General features: G+C 52.0%; 12 protein-coding genes. 10 read left to right on the top strand and 2 right to left on the bottom strand.

From position 1 onward, the window contains the following. Window positions 1-83: 83 nt before the first annotated feature. From ACFOE0_RS11515 to ACFOE0_RS11490, 6 genes are all read left to right on the top strand, one after another. Window positions 84-812 carry a GntR family transcriptional regulator gene (locus ACFOE0_RS11515; RefSeq protein ID WP_248937441.1) on the top strand — a complete coding sequence of 243 codons (729 nt, stop codon included), beginning with the start codon at window positions 84-86 and terminating at the stop codon, window positions 810-812. 10 nt (window positions 813-822) lie between these two features. Beyond that, entirely contained in the window at window positions 823-1,695 is an 873-nt protein-coding gene (gene prpB, locus ACFOE0_RS11510; protein ID WP_248937440.1) for a methylisocitrate lyase, read from the top strand. A 151-nt stretch (window positions 1,696-1,846) separates the two neighbouring features. Beyond that, window positions 1,847-2,974, top strand: coding sequence for a bifunctional 2-methylcitrate synthase/citrate synthase (prpC, locus tag ACFOE0_RS11505; protein WP_248937439.1), 1,128 nt, complete (start codon window positions 1,847-1,849; stop codon window positions 2,972-2,974). A 100-nt stretch (window positions 2,975-3,074) separates the two neighbouring features. Then, window positions 3,075-5,675: a Fe/S-dependent 2-methylisocitrate dehydratase AcnD gene (acnD, locus tag ACFOE0_RS11500; protein WP_248937489.1), complete on the top strand. Its 2,601-nt coding sequence runs from the start codon at window positions 3,075-3,077 to the stop codon at window positions 5,673-5,675. A gap of 181 nt (window positions 5,676-5,856) precedes the next feature. Next, window positions 5,857-7,041 carry a 2-methylaconitate cis-trans isomerase PrpF gene (gene prpF, locus ACFOE0_RS11495; RefSeq protein ID WP_248937438.1) on the top strand — a complete coding sequence of 395 codons (1,185 nt, stop codon included), beginning with the start codon at window positions 5,857-5,859 and terminating at the stop codon, window positions 7,039-7,041. Between the two features lie 379 nt (window positions 7,042-7,420). Further along, entirely contained in the window at window positions 7,421-7,825 is a 405-nt protein-coding gene (locus ACFOE0_RS11490) for an energy transducer TonB (protein ID WP_248937437.1), read from the top strand. A gap of 71 nt (window positions 7,826-7,896) precedes the next feature. Here the strand turns inward: ACFOE0_RS11490 and ACFOE0_RS11485 are convergent, their stop codons facing one another. Both ACFOE0_RS11485 and ACFOE0_RS11480 read right to left on the bottom strand, forming a co-directional pair. After that, window positions 7,897-8,988, bottom strand: a complete 1,092-nt coding sequence (locus ACFOE0_RS11485) for a branched-chain amino acid aminotransferase (protein WP_248937436.1) — start codon at window positions 8,986-8,988, stop codon at window positions 7,897-7,899. A gap of 85 nt (window positions 8,989-9,073) precedes the next feature. Continuing rightward, window positions 9,074-9,865 carry a TetR/AcrR family transcriptional regulator gene (locus ACFOE0_RS11480; protein WP_248937435.1) on the bottom strand — a complete coding sequence of 264 codons (792 nt, stop codon included), beginning with the start codon at window positions 9,863-9,865 and terminating at the stop codon, window positions 9,074-9,076. A gap of 279 nt (window positions 9,866-10,144) precedes the next feature. Here ACFOE0_RS11480 and ACFOE0_RS11475 point away from each other — a divergent pair, with 279 nt between their 5' ends. The 4 genes from ACFOE0_RS11475 (at window position 10,145) to ACFOE0_RS11460 (ending at window position 15,161) form a co-directional block, all read left to right on the top strand. Then, complete coding sequence (locus tag ACFOE0_RS11475; RefSeq protein WP_248937434.1) at window positions 10,145-11,656, top strand: flavocytochrome c; 1,512 nt, start codon at window positions 10,145-10,147, stop codon at window positions 11,654-11,656. Window positions 11,657-11,670: 14 nt separating this feature from the next. Further along, a complete protein-coding gene (locus ACFOE0_RS11470; protein WP_115138650.1) occupies window positions 11,671-12,036 on the top strand; it encodes a cytochrome c3 family protein in 366 nt (121 codons plus the stop codon). Window positions 12,037-12,722: 686 nt separating this feature from the next. After that, window positions 12,723-13,853 (top strand): hypothetical protein, encoded by a 1,131-nt coding sequence (locus ACFOE0_RS11465; RefSeq protein ID WP_248937433.1) that lies wholly within the window; start codon window positions 12,723-12,725, stop codon window positions 13,851-13,853. Window positions 13,854-14,417: 564 nt separating this feature from the next. Then, window positions 14,418-15,161, top strand: a complete 744-nt coding sequence (locus ACFOE0_RS11460) for a cupin domain-containing protein (RefSeq protein ID WP_115138651.1) — start codon at window positions 14,418-14,420, stop codon at window positions 15,159-15,161. Window positions 15,162-15,209: the final 48 nt, after the last annotated feature.

Below are 15,209 nucleotides of genomic sequence, written 5' to 3'. Positions count from 1 at the left end.
CCAAAGGTTACCTTTTGGTTAATTCATTGTTGACAATGAGCGCGATAAAGCCTAGTTTTTAAGCACCAACATCAGGGGGTGATATGGATTCGGTCACACTACACAGGGAACAGGACAAAGATGCTGACAAACAGGCCAAGCCGGGCCGTTTGGTCGATCAGGTGCTGGGTGAACTGCAGACCGATATTATCAGGGGCGAACTGGCTCCTGGCAGTAAGATAAACGAACAGGATATCGCCCAGCGTTTTGGTATCAGCCGGGGCCCTGCCAGAGAAGCGCTGCAGGCTCTTGAGCGACAACGCCTGGTTGTTCGCGCCCCCCATATAGGTGCCAGAGTCGCGCATCTCACCATAGAAGAGCTCAATGAGCTTTATCAATTACGCAGCGTGCTTGAAGCCATGGCCTGTGAACTGGCCGCCAAAAACATCACCCCGGAACAATTAGCCAAACTCAAATCCCTGATAAAAAGCCAGCAGGCAGCTCTTGCCAGCGACGACCCCTATTTTCAACAACAGGGGGATGTGGATTTTCACTATCAGATTATTCAGGCCAGTGGTAACCGCCATCTGCAGGAAACCCTGGTGGGTGGTCTGTACCATCTGCTGCGTATGTACCGATTTCAAACTTCCAACCGTAACCGCCCTGTAGAAGCCATTGCAGAGCACAAGGCCATAGTAGAAGCCATTGCCGGGGGTGATGGCGAATTGGCCGCCCTGTTGATGCGCCGTCATATCGAACGTGGCCGCATCAGCACAGAAAACAAACTTAAAGCTATGCAACAGGCTGAAGGCCTGTCGTCACTCAATCAATAAGGAAACGCAAATGAGCGCAGGATTAAGATTCCGTCAGGCGCTGGCCAATGCCAGACCACTGCAGATTATCGGCACCATGAATGCCTACTTCGCCAAAATGGCTGAGCAAACTGGTGCCCAGGCACTGTATCTGTCAGGCGCAGGCGTAGCCAATGCCTCTTATGGTCTGCCGGATCTGGGTATGACCTCGATGAATGATGTGCTGATCGATGCCGGTCGTATCACCTCTGCCACCGACGTACCATTGCTGGTCGATATCGATACAGGTTGGGGTGGCGCATTCAACATCGCCCGCACTATCAAAGAGTTCGAAAAAGCCGGTGTTGCTGCTGTGCATATGGAAGATCAGGTCGCTCAAAAACGCTGTGGTCACAGACCCAACAAAGCCGTAGTCAGTACCGAAGAGATGGTAGACCGTATCAAAGCTGCAGTTGATGCCCGCACCGACGACAACTTCGTGATTATGGCCCGCACAGATGCAGTAGCCGTAGAAGGTCTGGATGCAGGAATTGAACGTGCTCAGGCGTATCTGGAAGCCGGCGCCGACATGATTTTTGCCGAAGCCCTGACCGAGCTGGATCAGTACACCCGTTTCCGCGAAGCGGTAAAAGCCCCAATTCTGGCCAATATGACTGAGTTCGGTAAAACAGAGCTGTTCTCTACCACTCAACTGGCAGATGCCGGTGCAGATATGGTGTTGTATCCACTGAGCACCTTCCGCGCCGCCAACAAAGCGGGACTGGAAGTGATGCAGGCACTGCTCAATGACGGTCATCAGCGTGCCGTTGTGGATAAGATGCAAACCCGCGCCGAGCTGTATCAGTTCCTGGGTTATCACGACTTTGAAAACAAGCTGGATCAGCTGTTTAGCGAAGGCAAGTAAGTAAGCAAACTAAATTCAAACACTGAGCCGGACCCATACCCTATATGGCAACCCGGCCACAGCAGCATGGGCAAGATGCCTGAAGTCGTTGCTGATATTGCCCCGGAGATAACCGGGGCGACATAAGAACGAACGCAAGAGGGAAAGAGCAATGGTCGACAAGAAATTAGGTGGCGCGGGTCTGCGTGGACAATCAGCCGGTGAAACAGCACTGAGTACTGTGGGTAAATCGGGTTCAGGCCTGACCTATCGCGGTTATGATATCAAGGATCTGGCAGCGAATACCCGCTTCGAAGAAGTGGCTTACCTGATCCTGTACGGTGAGCTGCCAACTCAGGCTCAGCTGGATGCTTACCGCCAGAAGCTGAAAGGTCTGCGCGGTCTGCCACAGGCTCTGAAAGACGTACTGGAGCGCATTCCTGCCGATGCTCACCCTATGGATGTGATGCGTACAGGCTGCTCTATGCTGGGTAACCTGGAGATGGAAAATGACTTCTCCGAGCAAAGCGATATCACCGACCGTCTGCTGGCCGCTTTCCCATCCATCATCTGCTACTGGTACCGCTTCAGCCATGATGGCGTACGCATTGAAACTGAGACTGATGATGAAGAGATTGGGGCTCACTTCCTGCATCTGCTGCACGGCAAGAAGCCATCACAGCTGCACGCCGATGTAATGAGCTCGTCGCTGATCCTGTACGCCGAGCATGAGTTCAATGCCTCGACCTTTACCGCTCGAGTATGTGCGTCCACCCTGTCTGATATGCACTCATGTGTCACAGGTGCTATTGGCTCTCTGCGCGGTCCACTGCACGGCGGTGCCAACGAAGCAGCCATGGAGCTGATCCAGGATATGAAAGATCCGATCGACGCCAAGACCACACTGAAAGGCATGCTGGATCGTAAAGAGAAGATCATGGGCTTCGGTCACGCCATCTACCGTGAGTCAGATCCACGCAATGCCATCATCAAAGAGTGGTCTGCCAAGCTGGCCGATGAGTTTGGTGACAGCCGTCTGTACGATGTATCTGTCGCCTGTGAAGAGCTGATGTGGGATGAGAAGAAACTCTTCTGTAACGCCGACTTCTTCCACGCCAGCGCCTATCACTATATGGGCATTCCAACCAAGCTGTTTACTCCTATCTTTGTGTGCTCACGGGTCACCGGCTGGGCTGCCCACGTGATGGAGCAACGAGCCAACAACCGTATCATCCGCCCAAGTGCCGACTATGTGGGTGAAGAGCCAAGAGAAGTGATGCCAATAGCCGAGCGTGGTTAACCGCCGGATACGGCTAATCACTCTCTGCCATGGCAGGCGCGGCTTATTAATAGGCAGCGCCTGCCCTTTTCGATCCTGAAGTATGGATGATGCCATGACAATCAACAGCCTTTATCGCAAGCCCTTGCCGGGTACAAACTTAAGCTACTTCGACACCCGTGAAGCCGTCGACGCTATCAGCCCCGGCGCTTATGACAAACTGCCCTACACATCCCGGGTGCTGGCAGAAAACCTGGTTCGCCGCTGCGATCCCAATACCCTGACTGACTCGCTGAAGCAAATTATCGAACGTAAGCGCGAAATGGACTTCCCCTGGTTCCCTGCCCGCGTGGTGTGCCACGACATTCTGGGACAAACCGCATTGGTGGATCTGGCCGGTTTGCGTGACGCCATCGCCGACAAAGGTGGCGACCCTGCCAAGGTTAACCCAGTGGTTCCAACACAGCTGATCGTCGATCACTCACTGGCAGTGGAACATGCAGGTTTCGAAGCCGATGCCTTTGAGAAAAACCGCGCCATCGAAGACAGACGTAACGACGATCGCTTCCACTTTATCAACTGGACCAAAACCGCATTCCGCAATGTGGATGTGATCCCGCCGGGTAACGGCATCATGCACCAGATTAACCTGGAGAAGATGTCTCCTGTGATTCAGGTGAGAGATGGCATCGCCTTTCCGGATACCTGTGTCGGTACCGACAGCCATACCCCGCATGTGGATGCGCTGGGCGTGATCGCAATCGGTGTTGGCGGCCTGGAAGCCGAAAGCGTCATGCTGGGTCGCGCTTCCTGGATGCGTTTACCGGATATCGTCGGGGTTGAACTGACAGGTAAGCCAAAGCCGGGGATAACCGCTACGGATATCGTACTGGCCCTGACCGAATTCCTGCGTAAAGAGCGTGTAGTAGGAGCTTATCTGGAGTTCTTCGGCGAAGGTGCTGCCGCCCTGACCCTGGGCGATCGTGCCACCATCTCCAATATGACCCCTGAGTATGGCGCGACAGCAGCCATGTTCTATATCGATGGCGCGACCATAGATTATTTGAAACTGACCGGCCGCGACGATAAGCAGGTCGCGTTGGTTGAGCAATATGCCAAACAAACCGGTCTGTGGGCAGATGCCCTGCAGAATGCCGAATATGAGCGAGTGCTCAGCTTTGATCTCTCCCGCGTGGTACGCAACGTAGCAGGTCCTTCCAATCCTCATGCCCGCGTTGCCACCAGCACCCTGGCGGAAAAAGGCATTGCTGCAGACTATCAGGAAGCGGACGGTCAGATGCCGGATGGCGCCGTTATCATTGCTGCTATCACCAGCTGTACCAACACCAGTAACCCACGCAATGTGATTGCCGCCGGTCTGCTGGCCCGCAACGCGGTGGAAAAAGGCATGGTTCGCAAGCCGTGGGTGAAAACCTCTCTGGCCCCCGGCTCCAAGGCCGTTGAGCTGTACCTGAAAGAAGCCGGCCTGCTGCCACATCTGGAAGCCCTGGGCTTCGGTATCGTGGCTTTTGCCTGTACCACCTGTAACGGTATGAGCGGCGCACTGGATCCCAGGATCCAGCAGGAAGTTATCGACAGAGATCTCTACTCAACCGCGGTACTGTCAGGTAACCGTAACTTCGATGGTCGTATTCATCCCTACGCCAAGCAGGCATTCCTGGCATCCCCACCTCTGGTGGTCGCATACGCCATCGCAGGCAGTGTGCGTTTCGACATAGAGAAAGACGTGCTGGGCAATGATGCCAATGGCAACCCTGTGACACTGAAAGATCTGTGGCCATCTGATGAAGAGATCGATGCGGTAATCAAGGAGTGCGTTAAGCCGGAGCAATTCCGTCAGGTGTACGAGCCTATGTTCGACTTAAGCGTGGACTATGGCGAGCAGAACGATCCTCTGTATCAGTGGCGTCCGCAGAGCACCTATATCCGCCGTCCACCCTACTGGGAAGGGGCACTGGCAGGCAAACGCAGCCTTAAGGGTATGCGCCCACTGGCGGTGCTGGGTGACAATATCACCACAGATCATCTGTCTCCTTCCAACGCCATTCTGGCCAGCTCGGCCGCCGGTGAATATCTGGCGAAAATGGGTCTGCCGGAAGAGGACTTTAACTCTTACGCCACCCACAGGGGCGATCACCTGACCGCCCAGCGCGCGACCTTCGCCAACCCCAAGCTGTTCAATGAGATGGTGCTGGAGAATGGACCCGATGGCACGGCGCAGGTTAAGCAGGGCTCACTGGCACGGGTTGAGCCGGAAGGCAAAGTCACCCGCATGTGGGAAGCGATTGAAACCTACATGGATCGTAAACAGCCCCTGTGCATTATCGCAGGCGCAGACTATGGTCAGGGCTCGAGCCGTGACTGGGCCGCTAAAGGGGTGCGTTTGGCCGGTGTTGAAGCCATTGTCGCAGAAGGTTTTGAGCGCATTCACCGCACAAATCTGATCGGCATGGGCGTACTGCCACTGGAGTTCCAGCCGGGCACCACCCGCAAGACTCTGGGGATAGACGGCACTGAAACCTTCGATGTGGTTGGCGAGCGGGTACCGGGTACCACTCTGACTCTACTGGTACACAAGGCCGACGGTCAGACATTGGAAGTGCCGGTGAAATGCCGTCTGGATACCGCTGAAGAGGTCTCTATCTACGAGGCAGGTGGTGTACTGCAGCGCTTTGCCCAGGACTTCCTGGCTAACGCTTAATATGAATAACCTCTTTGCGCGATCCTGAATTTCAGGCCCGACATCGCGCAAAGATTTTTATTCATCCGTTTTTAAGACAGATAAGGCAGTGTCAGTCACTGCCTGAAACTTTCCAAATTCATCCTGAATTCCGTAAGACAGGCCCTGTGTTGCCAGGTAGTCAGGACGTAAGGAACTGATAATGACGTTCAAACCTCAAATTAAAGTCCCGGCGACCTATATGCGCGGTGGCACCAGTAAGGGCGTATTCTTCCGCTTAGGCGATCTGCCACAGGCGGCACAAACGCCGGGGCAAGCCCGTGATGCCTTGCTGATGCGAGTGATCGGCAGCCCGGATCCCTACGCCAAGCATACCGATGGTATGGGGGGCGCCACCTCAAGTACCAGCAAATGCGTCATCATGAACACAAGCGCGGTGCAGGATCATGATGTGGACTACCTCTATGGACAGGTGGCCATTGGAGAGGCCTTTGTCGACTGGAGTGGCAACTGCGGTAACCTGTCGACAGCAGCAGGTGCCTTTGCCATACACGCAGGTCTGATTGACCCATCCCGGGTACCGGAGAACGGCATCTGTGAAGTACGTATCTGGCAGGCCAATATAGGCAAAACCATTATCGCCAGAGTGCCTGTGACCAATGGTGAGGTTCAGGAAACCGGTGATTTTGAGCTGGATGGCGTCACCTTCCCCTCAGCTGAGATTGTGCTGGAATTTGTTGACCCTGCCGATGGTGAAGGGGCGATTTTCCCAACCGGTAACCTGGTCGATAAGCTTGAAGTGCCAGAGGAATTAGTCACTGGCGGCGTACTCAATGCCACCCTGATCAATGCGGGCATCCCCACTATCTTCCTTAATGCCGATGAGCTGGGATACACAGGTGCAGAGCTGCAGGACGCGATTAATGGTGATGCCAGGGCGCTGGAGCGATTTGAAGCCCTGCGCGCCCACGGTGCTATCAAGATGGGACTGATTAACTCATTGGAAGAAGCCAAAACCCGTCAGCATACTCCCAAGATTGCCTTTGTCTCCCCCGCCAAAGACTATGCGTCTTCAGCGGGTAAACAGATAAAAGCGGCAGATGTGGATCTGCTGGTTCGTGCTTTATCTATGGGTAAACTGCACCACGCCATGATGGGTACCTGCGCCGTCGCCATAGGTACAGCGGCCGCAATTCCGGGCACTTTGGTGAATCAGGCTGCAGGTGGCAGTGAGCGTCAGGCCGTGACGTTCGGACACCCCTCAGGCACTCTGAAAGTCGGCGCCGAGGCCAGCTTGGTTGATGGTCAGTGGCAGGTCACCAAGGCGATTATGAGTCGCAGTGCCCGCATACTGATGGAAGGCGACGTACGTATTCCTCAGGAGTAATCCCTTCACGTAACCCCGGCCTATTCACAAGATTTGGATAGGCCCCAAGGCTGAACAGAAGCAGCGCAAGTGCTCGGTTCAGCCTTTTTTCGTTGAACGATGAAAGCTAATACTCAAAAAAGTAGTCAAGCTCACATCAAGTTGAATAATTCTAAATTTCATGCCTTAACAGCACCAATATCCAGTACAAAACACCACTAAAGCACACCCACCCAAAAATATTTAAGCAACTGACATATAAACACTTTACTTAGCTACTCAGTGTTCTGCGTCAGTTAACACATTTACCCCACAACACATGTATCACCCTTGACACAAATGTTAATTAGGATAAAAGTCATACCAATAATAAGCATAATAATCCTGCCAAGGCTCAAGTATGAAAATAACAAAGATAAAGAGTGTGCCTTTACTGATGATACTGCTGGCGACCTGGGTGCTTAACGGCTGCAGTACTACCGAACCCCAAATCAATGCCAATGAGATAAACAGCCGCTTATGGATCCCCGCTGCCGGTCCTCTGGATTTTGGACAACTGTTTGCTTCTGACAATGTCAGCTTTACGGTCAGCTACAGAATTGAGGAAAGTGGGGAAATCGCAAATATTGAACTGACCAATATTGAACCTGCCACCCAGATGGACAAAACGGCGCTGGCTCGACTGGAGCAAACCCGGTTTATCGCCACTCAGGAAAATCCGCAACGCATCCCGGTAAGCATTACCAACCGGATTGAAATCCGAACAGCTATGGCCCCTGTGTTAATGAGCAGCAAACCTCACTGACACAAGAGCGCAGAGTGAACAAAACAAAAAAGCCACCTCAGGGTGGCTTTTTTACTCCAGGCTAATCAGAGTTAAGCGTGCAGATGTGGCACCTGCACAACCCAGCCTTCAGGGCCTTGTACTTTTCCATTCTGGATATCGGTAAACAGTTGATAGATACGCTTCACTTTGGGTCCTACTTCGCCATCACCCACGGTAACAGTGCGACCATCTTCAAAGATGTATGAACCCACGGGCGATACCACTGCAGCAGTACCAAATCCACCGGCTTCGACAATCTCACCAGCTTCAATATCAGCAATAAACTTATCCAGCATGACAGTTTCCTGTCGAACCTCGCAGCCCAGCATCTCGCTAAGCTCCATGATGGAAAGAGAGGTAATGGACTTGAGAATTGTGTCAGTAAACTTAGGAATAATCACGGTGCCATCTTTAAGCACATGGAAGTGGTTCATGGCCCCCACTTCTTCAATTTGCTGATTATTCGCATCCAGATACAACACCTGTGCAGCGCCCATATCTGCTGCCGCTTTGGCCGCCCGCAGGGAAGCCGCGTAGTTACCCGCAGCTTTGGAAGCGCCGGTACCACCGGAAACAGCTCTGTGGTATTTGGTGCTGATCAGCAGGCGAATGGCATTGCTGAAGCCGGACTTATAGTAAGCACCACTTGGGCTCAGCATCACGCAGAAGGTGTAACGATTACTGGGGCTGACAGACAACCTGTCTTCAGTGGCGAAGATAAAGGGGCGGATATACAGACAGGCGCCCGGCTGGCGTGGGAACCACAAACGATCCACATCGATCAGTGCCTGAATCGCCTTAACCTGCATATCTTCCGGCAGATGGGGAATACAGACAATCTCACCACTGCGGTTCATACGCTCGGCATTTTTGTTTATGCGGAAGGTATAGATTTCGCCATCGTCATGCATAAAGGCTTTGGCACCTTCAAAAATAGCCTGGCCATAATGCAAAGACATGGTACCCGGCATAAGTTCAAACGGGCCATAAGGTTCGATCCGGGGATCACGCCACTCGCCGTCATAAAAATCCATGACGAACATATGATCGGTGCGATGTACGCCAAAGCCGACATCCCCTTCCGGCACGAAAGGTTCCGAGCGGCGTTGCGATGAGGGTTTTAAATTATATTTTATTTCCATGGCATACCACCTTGTTGATTGTTTGAGCAGACTAGGGAGAGGCTCAGGCAAAGTCAAGTTGGTGGCATGGCTATCGTAAAATTACTCAGCTGCAGCCTGTCTGCTCACGGGTACAGCCTATAGTTTCCCCCGGTTTGACCATGGCCAATTGGTTGCAGGCTGCACAGGTCATATGGGCCCGGTAGTGTTTATCGAAAAAGACCTTGGTTTGATATTCAAGGGCATCAAACTTCTCACGGGTCAGCGGCAGACTCCAGTTATATTGAGCCATCAGACGCGCCAAATGACGGTAACAGGTCTCCCGGCGCTCCCCGAGAAATTCAGGATTAATCAGCTGACTCTCGAACTGGGTCAGCGAGCCGGTCAAATAGAAGGCAATACCCTGTGCCAACTCGCTCTGCTGAAGCGGTGTCGCCTGTAATTCGCCACGGGCAACGGCCTCCTCCAATGAGCTGCGGATAAAGGTCCAGAAAGTGTTGATACGTTTTTTGAAGCGCTCAATCTTATCGGCACTGGCCAACTGCCACACCATGGTGTTGACCGAGACAGACCTCAGGGTAAAGAAGCTCTTCGAACGCTTAATCGTCTCAAAGGTGAATAATACTGGCAGTAAAGCCTTTTCCTGAGCTGTCAGCTCGGGATTCTGACCAATGAAAATCGGCAGGTTGTTACTGGTAGCATTACGCATAAACAGGCATACCAGAATATCTTCTTTACCCTCAAAGAATTTGTACAGAGTACCGGTAGAGCACCCCACCTCCTTGGCCAGTTGTGAGAACTTAAAAGACACTATGCCCTGAGTTTCAATCAGGTACTCGGCAGCGTCCAGAATTTGGTTGCATCTCAATGTAGTCAGCGGCTCGGATGGGCACTTCATATTTGTATCACCTTAGGGTTAGTGGCGACGGCGAGTATGTGTAAACTTCAGGCAAAACAACAGCAGCCCCTCATTAAAGCTGAAGCTGATTCACATTTCCCTTCAGTTAATATAATCAATCCGTGAATTACCTCATGCCACGGGGCCTGGCGGGGAGAAAACTTGTTCGTGATATTAATCATGAAGAAAGTTTCCACTCGATTCCGGCCGTGAGCCAGTTCACTTCCTGACCTTCCAAGCACAGATATCTTGATGCCATCATTTAGTGAGGTCATCAAAATGCAAAACAGACGTAACTTCCTCAAGCTCGGTGCCAGTGCGGCATTGGGTGGTCTGGCAGCCAGCTTCCCTGCAGCAGCTGCTTCTTCCTGCGGTAAAGAAATCAAGTGGGATGAAACCCATGACGTAGTTATCATTGGTTCTGGTTTTGCGGGTCTGTCCGCAGCGCACAACGCCAAGAAACAAGATCTGGGGTCAGTACTGGTACTGGAAAAGATGCAGGTTATCGGTGGTAACTCTGCAATCAACGGTGGTTGGTTCGCCGTTCCTCGCAACCCAATCCAGCTGGCTCAGGGCATCAATGATGATAGCCCGGAAGAGCTGGTAAAAGACCAGATGATCTCCGGTCGTGGTATGGCCAGCCGTCCTCACCTGATGCGTATTGCTGAGCACGCCCTGGAATCTTTCGAGCAGTGTGTGGCTAACGGTGTGACCTTCCGTGAAGGCTTCAACATGCAGGTTGGTGGTCACAACAAGGCCCGTGCCGTTCGTACTACCTATGGTACCGGTGGTGAAATCACTCAGAATTACTATGAAACCTGTGTGAAGCAGGGCGTTGACTTCCGTAAGCAGGCTTACGTTGAAGACTTCATTATGGATGGCACCACTATTGTTGGTGTGAAAGTTCGCTTTAACTATCAGTTCCCGAATACCAAATCAGGCCAGGTTAAGTTCATCAAAGCCAACAAGGGCGTGGTGATCGCGACCGGTGGTTTTGCACAGAACATGACTCTGCGTAACCTGTTCGACCCATCTATCGACCCAACTTACGATTGTACCAATGCCAAAGGTGCAACCGGTGAAGTGACCATGACTGCTATGTCTCACGGCGCTCTGTCAGTTCATATGAACATGATTCAGTCTGGCCACTGGGGCAGCCCGGACGAAGGCGGTTTCGGTTGGTCCAACGCTCTGCTGTCTATCACCTGGCACGAAGGTATGGTAGTGAGCGTACTGGACGGCAAGCGCTTTATGGACGAGCGTCGTGACCGTAAGTACTGCTCTGAGCGTATCAGCGCCAACCGCTACCCGGACAACAGCCCTGCGTACCCAATCGCCTTCTTTAACTACAACGATCATCCAAACGATGACCGTGTAACCCGTGCAGTACGCGACAAGATGGCCTGGGTGATGAACTCTGTAGAAGAGATGGCTGAGCGTTTCAACATCGACCCTAAAGCGCTGCAGGAGAATATTGACCTGCACAACAAGCACGTTGCTGAGCGTCATGACCCTCTGTTCGGTCGTAAGATGGACACTGCCCGTCACCTGGAAGCGCCTTTCGTGGTATCCCGCGTATGGCCAAAAGTTCACTACTGTATGGGTGGTCTGAAGACTGACACCGAAGGTCGTGTACTGGCATCCAAAGATCTGGGCGTAATGAAAAACCTGTATGCCATCGGTGAAGCGACCGGTGGTACTCACGGTGAAACCCGTCTGAGCTCCTGTGCCTGTCTGGAAGGCCTGGCCATGGGTATCGTAGTTTCTAAAACCATCAAAGCTGACGCTTAATTAAGGAGCGCATAATGAAGAAGTTATTAACCGCTCTGGTAGTAGGCATGGCATTGAGTGGCGCTGCTCAGGCTGGCGACATGGTTAAGATGATGGGCAAACTGGAAGGCCGCGCCAACCACGAAATGCTGCATGATGATTGCGCTAACTGTCACGTAGACAAGAATAAGAAAGCGATCGACGACAGCAGCTGTATCGCCTGTCACGGTAAGCCATCAGAGATCGCCATTGACGAAAGCATCCTGCCGGTTCACGAAGCCAACCCGCACAAGTCAGTACACTTCGGTGATGGCGCAAGCTGTCTGGCATGTCACGCTGAGCACAAGCAAAAAGCCCCAATCTGTACCGACTGTCACCGCACCTGGTTCGAGGTGATGTAACAGTCATGCATTCAGGGTTATTCGCCAGCTGCGAATAATCCTGTGCACGGATTGCAATATTTAGTCGGCCTTTACCACGGTAAGGGCTGACTTTCTGCGTTTCAAAAACACCCACACAACATAACCATCTCACAAAGCCACACCAGCAAGCATAAGCTTCGACACAGACACAACATTCATCAGATTTTTCACCACCAGTTTGAACCTGCAAAGCCAATTCAACACATTGCCGCTACACCAGAGTTTCAAGCTGGCGTCACAAATAAATAAGTTGGTAACCGAATTAACGTTAACTGCATCACTAATTGGCAATGCGCTGGCTGGTGAATTGATTCAGGTGAAAGGTAAACTCCTTGGTCGCGAAAATCATAGTTTTAGCTATGAAGATGGCTGTCAGGCTTGCCACCAGGGATCCGGCAAGAAAACGCAATCTATGTTGCAGTCATGAACTTCACGACACCAAGCAACATCGAAATGGACCAAAGCGATCTGGCTGTACCGAAAGCCCATCCGCGCAAGTCCATCCACTTCGGTTAAGGCGCAACCTACCCGGCCTGTTTCACTGAGCACAACGAGAAGGCTCAGCGGCTGTATCAGTGTCAGCGCACCAGGCTCGAAGAGATGTAATTAAAAATAAGGGGAGGTGTCCAACACAGACAACCTCCTCTGTGTACCTAGGAATAAGAATGATGAACACTAAGTTTATGTTGTCCTTAGTGGCTGCTGCCGTAACCGCGAGCACTTTCTCTGCTCAGGCAGCTCAGGAAGATGGAGTTAACTTCGGCGGCTCTGTTCGCGCCAACTACCACTGGGTTGATGACAAGGACACCAGTGCCGACAAAGGCGGTGAATTCAAGTTTGACGTAGTAACCGCTAAAGTCAGCGCCAAGCAGGGTAACTTTGGTCTGGAAGCCGAATACCGTTTTACCGGTAGCGACGACTTCCTGAAGTACGGCTACGGCTACTACAACATCAACCCTGACATGCAACTGCAACTGGGTGTAGCCATGGTACCGTTTGGTAATCCAAACGTTGCGTCCAATTCATGGTGGATGAGCATCGGTTACTACATGGGCTTCGAAGAAGACTATGACACTGGTGTGAAACTGGTTTACAAGAAAAACGGCTGGGCTACCGATATCGCTTACTTCAACGGTGCTGAATACAGCGCGAACGTTTACAAGAAGTACGCCGGTGATATCGCTACTGGCACCATTGATGGTCGCGAATACAACAACGAAGAGCGTAACCAGTTCAACCTGCGCCAGACCTATACTGTTGAGCACCACGGCGGCTCCACCACTTTCGGTGGTTCTGTTCAGTACGGCCAGCTTTATAACAGCCTGACCAACAACAGCGGTGACCGTCACGCGTTCGCGCTGCACATGAGCACCAACTACCAGGGCTGGAACTTCACCGCTCAGGCGATCAGCTATGAGTTTGATGCTGCTGATGCGCAGAAAGGTACCGAGCACATGATCGCCTTCGCTCAAGGTGGTTCTTTGCTGGAAACTGCTGACAAGGGTCAGCTGTACACCTTTAACGTTGCCAAGACTATCGCCACTGATTTCGGTAGCGTGAAGCTGTACAATGACTTCAACGTGATGACTCCTGATGTTGAAGACGAAAGCTTCAAGAACAGCTACCAGAACGTTACCGGCGCAGCTATCACTGCTGGCCCAACCTACTCCTCTATCGACCTGTCTTTCGGCAAAAACATGTGGGGCAGCTCTCTGGCCGCTTCCGGCATCGGCCTGAACGATGGTGTTAACGAGTGGGATGCCCGCATCAACGTTAACGTTGGCTACTACTTCTAAGTCGCCCATCCAAACAGCAATCAAATGCTGAATTGATGACCCAAAGGCCTGCAATCGCAGGCCTTTTTGCTGTTTGTCACAAAGCCATGCCATGATTTGAAGTTAGGGTCTGTTGACCTTTGAAGATGGTTTTTGCAGCTTTTTGTCGTTGTTTTATACAAAGCAACGCGATTGTGGTGTAGTTGTTCTACATAAATGAGCGTTAATGCAGTAGAAAGCGACGACAAACGCTGCCCGAAGGGCTCGGCTATACGCGCTTTACTCTTTGTTGCAAGGTATTTGCTTAGGCCCCTAGGCGGCACACCTTGCGTCGCGATTAAAGCGCGTCTATCTCGAGCAAAATTCAACCATGAAAGGTCACCAGACCCTAGTCACTGAAATTCAAAATTTCACCAGAGCAAAAATATTCGCGACATGGTTCACGAATAAGTTTCTCAGTGCCAATTGGCCGTGATCAAATTCACCGTTAGCACATTTCAGGCGTTCTATTCTTGTTGCATCCAGAGCACAATGCGCCCGCTTTAGAGGCCTGTGCCCTATATACGAAAAAGTGAGATGATGACGATGAAACTGAAAATGATCTGCGCCCTGGTGGCTGCCGTGACCTCTTCCGCCGCTATGGCCTCTGGCCCTCAGTGCAACCACGCTCAACTGCCATATCAGCAGATGACACCAGTTCCATACGACAGCTCTCCACACGTTCCTCAGGACACCATCCCTGAGCAGTGCCGCGACCCACAGGTTGAAGCCTACATCGCTGACTGGGAAGCCGGTAAGATTGACTTCAACACTATCGAACCCAACGACAGCATCGCGAAAGATCAGCGCTTCTGTAAGGGCCTGGACGACAATGGTAACGTTCTGGAAGTTAAAAACTGCGACCTGAAAAACGCACCAGTAGGCTACATGTGGAAAGATCTGGCTGACGCGCCAATGGTTATCGGTATCACCAATGGTGGTAAATCAGACCATGAGCCACACTTCCACGGCCAGCCTGAGTGTTACTACGTAGTAAACGGCGAAAGCCCGACTCTGGCTGACAACAAGTTCCGTCCACTGAAGAAGGGGCAGTACTTCTACATTCCTGGTAACCACATCCACAACACCCCAATCATGAACGAAGAAGGTCTGGGTGTAATGTACTGGTATCCAAACAACGCCCACTTCAACGGCTTCAAGTACTACTGGCGTAAAGATGTGAAGAACCTGCGCGTTGCTGAAGAAGCATTCGACCGCGTAGACGAAATCCGTAAGCGTGACCTGGGCCTTGGTCCATACGGCACCAACGAAGCTTTCTTCAAGAAGTGATCACTTCTGAATAATTGCTCCCCTTTCGAGGGATAAAAATGGCCGCAA

Origin of the sequence: Shewanella submarina, from assembly GCF_042646185.1 — a bacterium.
Classification (GTDB): Bacteria; Pseudomonadota; Gammaproteobacteria; order Enterobacterales; family Shewanellaceae; genus Shewanella; species Shewanella corallii.
Note: the sequence above shows the minus strand (reverse complement) of the source record. Positions and strands in the feature narration are given on the sequence as shown.

What these genes read in the sequence shown, in the direction of transcription:
- ACFOE0_RS11485 (WP_248937436.1), bottom strand. Translation starts at nt 8,988, where the DNA reads ATGGAAATAAAATATAATTTAAAACCCTCATCGCAACGCCGCTCGGAA.
- ACFOE0_RS11480 (WP_248937435.1), bottom strand. Translation starts at nt 9,865, where the DNA reads ATGAAGTGCCCATCCGAGCCGCTGACTACATTGAGATGCAACCAAATT.
- ACFOE0_RS11475 (WP_248937434.1), top strand. Translation starts at nt 10,145, where the DNA reads ATGCAAAACAGACGTAACTTCCTCAAGCTCGGTGCCAGTGCGGCATTG.
- ACFOE0_RS11490 (WP_248937437.1), top strand. Translation starts at nt 7,421, where the DNA reads ATGAAAATAACAAAGATAAAGAGTGTGCCTTTACTGATGATACTGCTG.
- prpC (WP_248937439.1), top strand. Translation starts at nt 1,847, where the DNA reads ATGGTCGACAAGAAATTAGGTGGCGCGGGTCTGCGTGGACAATCAGCC.
- prpB (WP_248937440.1), top strand. Translation starts at nt 823, where the DNA reads ATGAGCGCAGGATTAAGATTCCGTCAGGCGCTGGCCAATGCCAGACCA.
- ACFOE0_RS11470 (WP_115138650.1), top strand. Translation starts at nt 11,671, where the DNA reads ATGAAGAAGTTATTAACCGCTCTGGTAGTAGGCATGGCATTGAGTGGC.
- ACFOE0_RS11460 (WP_115138651.1), top strand. Translation starts at nt 14,418, where the DNA reads ATGAAACTGAAAATGATCTGCGCCCTGGTGGCTGCCGTGACCTCTTCC.
- prpF (WP_248937438.1), top strand. Translation starts at nt 5,857, where the DNA reads ATGACGTTCAAACCTCAAATTAAAGTCCCGGCGACCTATATGCGCGGT.
- ACFOE0_RS11515 (WP_248937441.1), top strand. Translation starts at nt 84, where the DNA reads ATGGATTCGGTCACACTACACAGGGAACAGGACAAAGATGCTGACAAA.
- ACFOE0_RS11465 (WP_248937433.1), top strand. Translation starts at nt 12,723, where the DNA reads ATGATGAACACTAAGTTTATGTTGTCCTTAGTGGCTGCTGCCGTAACC.